The 3,339-nt window shown below is 49.2% G+C and carries 6 protein-coding genes; 5 read left to right on the top strand and 1 reads right to left on the bottom strand.

Translation table 11 applies throughout. The features are described 5' to 3' along the window. The 5 genes from LUQ50_RS06195 to LUQ50_RS06175 form a co-directional block, all read left to right on the top strand. The coding region (locus LUQ50_RS06195; RefSeq protein ID WP_300037779.1) for a hypothetical protein at positions 1-374 on the top strand (374 nt) is incomplete at its 5' end. A gap of 2 nt (positions 375-376) precedes the next feature. After that, on the top strand, positions 377-577 hold the full coding sequence (locus LUQ50_RS06190; RefSeq protein WP_300037776.1) for a hypothetical protein: 201 nt from the start codon (positions 377-379) through the stop codon (positions 575-577). Next, positions 574-783 carry a hypothetical protein gene (locus LUQ50_RS06185; protein ID WP_300037773.1) on the top strand — a complete coding sequence of 70 codons (210 nt, stop codon included), beginning with the start codon at positions 574-576 and terminating at the stop codon, positions 781-783. The genes LUQ50_RS06190 and LUQ50_RS06185 overlap by 4 nt, the downstream gene beginning before the upstream one ends. A gap of 145 nt (positions 784-928) precedes the next feature. Beyond that, on the top strand, positions 929-1,330 hold the full coding sequence (locus tag LUQ50_RS06180; RefSeq protein WP_300037771.1) for a DUF6573 family protein: 402 nt from the start codon (positions 929-931) through the stop codon (positions 1,328-1,330). A 152-nt stretch (positions 1,331-1,482) separates the two neighbouring features. Further along, positions 1,483-1,671 carry a helix-turn-helix domain-containing protein gene (locus LUQ50_RS06175; RefSeq protein WP_300037768.1) on the top strand — a complete coding sequence of 63 codons (189 nt, stop codon included), beginning with the start codon at positions 1,483-1,485 and terminating at the stop codon, positions 1,669-1,671. An 818-nt stretch (positions 1,672-2,489) separates the two neighbouring features. On the opposite strand, the gene LUQ50_RS06170 is transcribed toward LUQ50_RS06175, so the two are convergent. Beyond that, positions 2,490-2,657, bottom strand: coding sequence for a helix-turn-helix domain-containing protein (locus LUQ50_RS06170; protein WP_300037765.1), 168 nt, complete (start codon positions 2,655-2,657; stop codon positions 2,490-2,492). Between the last annotated feature and the right edge of the window lie 682 nt (positions 2,658-3,339).

Here is a 3,339-nt window from a genome sequence, read left to right as displayed (position 1 = left end):
CTAAACTACATCGCAGCAGACCGTCTCACCGCAGCAATCACGGCGGTGCTGGCATGAATGATCTTCCATCGGGATTTTACAGGGCTGAATCCCAATGGCTCGACCAGCCAGAATACAAACCACATCCGGATGATGCCGCAGAAGATATCACCCGGTTGAGGAAGGAATTCTCTAAAACGGTCAATGAATTCGCAGCAGAGTATTTCACCGACGTTGAAGACTCCGGACAGGTAGAGGAGACGATAACCAACCTCCGGGATCTCATCGCAGATCTCGAAGGGATCCAGGAAGAGATGGAAGATGCAGAGGAGGTCATCAGGTGCCAGCCTGATCCTGATGCCGGTCATGATGATCCCGACATCGGAGGATGGTAACCATGATCCAGTCTGTAACCATCGGGGGGACCATCAACCTCGGGAACTACGAATCTCTCCGGTTGGACGTCTGTGCCGATACCTCCGAAGAAGCCATACAGTCACTTCGTGACTGCCTGAAGCGTTGCGCAATGTACGGCAGTATCGAGCAGGATCTCATAAATCAGTGGTCCAAGCGGGTATTAGGAGATGAATCAGAATGATTCTCCTCACCCTTTCCACTGTGATCAATGACGTAACCGTTGAGATCCAGGGAGAAGCTAACGATCTCGACCAGATCCAGGAGACTTGGGAGACCTTCGTACTGACCTCGTATCAGGTGGAGAACGGATCCAAACCGGGATCTACAAAGGATCTCAGGATCCAGAACGAGATCCTCACCCGCCAGCCAATAGTCGAGGTGCCATGATGAGACTATCATCTCATCAGTGCCATGTCCGGGGATGCCGGTATATTGGATATGAAACCCAGGGACGAAAACGAGTGCGGATCTGCCATATAACAAACAGATCCCCGAGCAACATGCACGAATGTCCAAAAGGGGGAGCGGTTGCATGAACACCGAGGTCTTTGGGGATCCGATCTCCTGTTACAGCCGTACTGATGCTCTCCGGGATGGTGTTCTGATCGAAGCAGATCCGAGGATCTGCAAGGAAGCAGGGATCAGGTGGCCGGTTGCAATCAGCGATCATCTCTGGGGATACATCGAGCCCGATAATCTGGATTCAATGCCAGGACAATCGGTGAATGGTCGGCTCTGGGATCTGGTATGGATGTTCAGTCAAGTTGTAAGAAGGCAGAACGGATCATCAGACCGGATAACATATGGAGTCATCTTCCAGGTAAAAACCGGCAAGACACGGACACGATCTGAAACCGTCAAGGTCGTGGCGGTTTGTGGTCCGGGTGATGATGGAGAACCGGTTATCACGTTGATGTTACCGGGAGATGAGTAAATGCCATATTGCACATGCCCGGCTTGTCGTGATCACTGGTTCAATGAATATGAATGCCTCTGGAATCTGAGTGAATTTATCGAATCACTCGATGATGAGGAGGATTTCTTAATCTTTTTATTAGATGACGAAACAGAACAGGAGATATCAGAATGCCTCTGATCACCACCGCAGATGCAGCCTCTATCCTGGCAGTGTCCCGGGGAACAATCAGGACACTCATCAAGTCAGGCCAACTTCGGGCGGTTCGGATCTCATCCGAGTATCGGATCGATGAGGCTGATCTTAACCGGTTTATTGAGGTGAACAAGACAGGGGAGCCGGTGCCGGATGAAGCCTGATCCCACTCGTCGGTGTCCCCATACCGGGAGGCTCTGCCCTCTCCTCTACCATCTTATAAGATGCTTAGAATGTGACCACTACCAGGCAGTAAACCGGATGATTCGCAAATAACACAAACAGATGCATACATACATAAACCATTGCATAAGAATTACTCCGATTTCCACTGCAAATTTTTTCGGCCCCGCTCCGCGGGGCTACCCTGTACTTTTCCCCGAACCGTAAATTACACACCTGGAACCAGAATGATATATTTTCCTTGAATCACTGCACCAGGCTGGTTATTGTATCCCAGGTAACAGAACCGGGCCTTCGACTCTTTGACTCCCCGAGATTACCGGGGGAAAACCTGACTCCATCTGCCGGTCGGTCGCTCTGCTCCCTTTCCCGTCTGACGGGTCAGGCGTTCCCCCTACAGTAGCGTTTCAACGGGTTTCCCTATCATACTAAGAGGGGGTTTGGGGGATTCTTCCCCCACAACAAACGAGGGCAGGCGCCCGAGAGCGTTGATCTTTCGTACTCACGACCGAAAAACGCCGGGGAAGTGGGAACGGTGAGGAGGCGGGGGATTTATCCCCCTTGTTTTTGACGTCGTGGTCATAGTGAAACGTAAGAGGAATAATCTACTTTTTCAGGTAAACCGCACGGAATCAAGACCCGGAAATATCGAACTGGAACAGGTCCGGGAATTGAATCAAAATGTATCAATAAGGAGGATGGTCTGAATCTCACGAGAGACTATAAATTTTCAAGCAGTGAATGCTGAGTCAGGCAGGGATCAATAAGAGGTGTGGTAGCCTCCATCTGAGTCCCCTGCCTATGCTGTTCTATTCTGTCTCAAAAATTCGGTTAGATCTTCTTCGGTTATCCGGTATTCTGTTCCAATTTTGATAGCGATTAACCGCTTATCCCGGATTAAGCCCCTCACTGTAGCAGGTTTGAGTTTCAGTATCTCGGCAACCTCTTCAGTTGTATAGAGCAACATACACACACATACTCACACATATCATTTCTTCTTGCCGTTTCAACCGTCCGGGATATGCTTGCAGTCGGGCGGCTTGCGGAGGAGCGAAGCGACGGGGTGCGAGCCGAGCCAATGGCGTCCCGATGGCAACGGGTTCCCCCTCCCTCCTGGGGTTTGGCCTGGAGGGAGGGGTTAGGGGTAGGTGGCACGGACGCAGGGGCGTTTTTTTGCAAATCACAATATCCGCGCCACAAAATATCAAATTTAGACTCAAAATAGCGGAAAAATTAAATAATTCTCAGCCATATGTAAGAGGACAAAGTGTGCGCCGTCGAACGGAGCACGTGCCAAATGCGGAAACGAATTTGACGCGTTGTCCGAACTCTCGATCGATGCATTTCTTTTTGGGCCCGTGGTCTAGTTGGTTATGACGTCGCCTTCACACCCAAGCCGGACACTACGTCTGACTCCAATTTACTAACTAATCAGAATACTAATCCTTCTGTTTCTGATCTTTCTGGATTGTCTAATCCCTTCTTATTCACAAAAAATGAATTGGATCGGCACATTAAAGATGAGTCATTAGAGTTGTCTTATAAAACCATTCTTTGGAAAAAGAAGACCTGGCACCTGCTATGGGATATCATTTTATGTTTTTTTTATGATGATAACATTTCTGAACTGCTGTATTATGTTATTATTT

It is taken from the genome of Methanospirillum sp., assembly GCF_028679455.1.
Taxonomy (GTDB): domain Archaea; phylum Halobacteriota; class Methanomicrobia; order Methanomicrobiales; family Methanospirillaceae; genus Methanospirillum.
Note: the sequence above shows the minus strand (reverse complement) of the source record. Positions and strands in the feature narration are given on the sequence as shown.

Excerpts from the sequence above, each read along its gene's own strand:
- LUQ50_RS06185 (WP_300037773.1), top strand. The coding sequence starts at position 574 with ATGATTCTCCTCACCCTTTCCACTGTGATCAATGACGTAACCGTTGAG.
- LUQ50_RS06180 (WP_300037771.1), top strand. The coding sequence starts at position 929 with ATGAACACCGAGGTCTTTGGGGATCCGATCTCCTGTTACAGCCGTACT.
- LUQ50_RS06175 (WP_300037768.1), top strand. The coding sequence starts at position 1,483 with ATGCCTCTGATCACCACCGCAGATGCAGCCTCTATCCTGGCAGTGTCC.
- LUQ50_RS06170 (WP_300037765.1), bottom strand. The coding sequence starts at position 2,657 with ATGTTGCTCTATACAACTGAAGAGGTTGCCGAGATACTGAAACTCAAA.
- LUQ50_RS06190 (WP_300037776.1), top strand. The coding sequence starts at position 377 with ATGATCCAGTCTGTAACCATCGGGGGGACCATCAACCTCGGGAACTAC.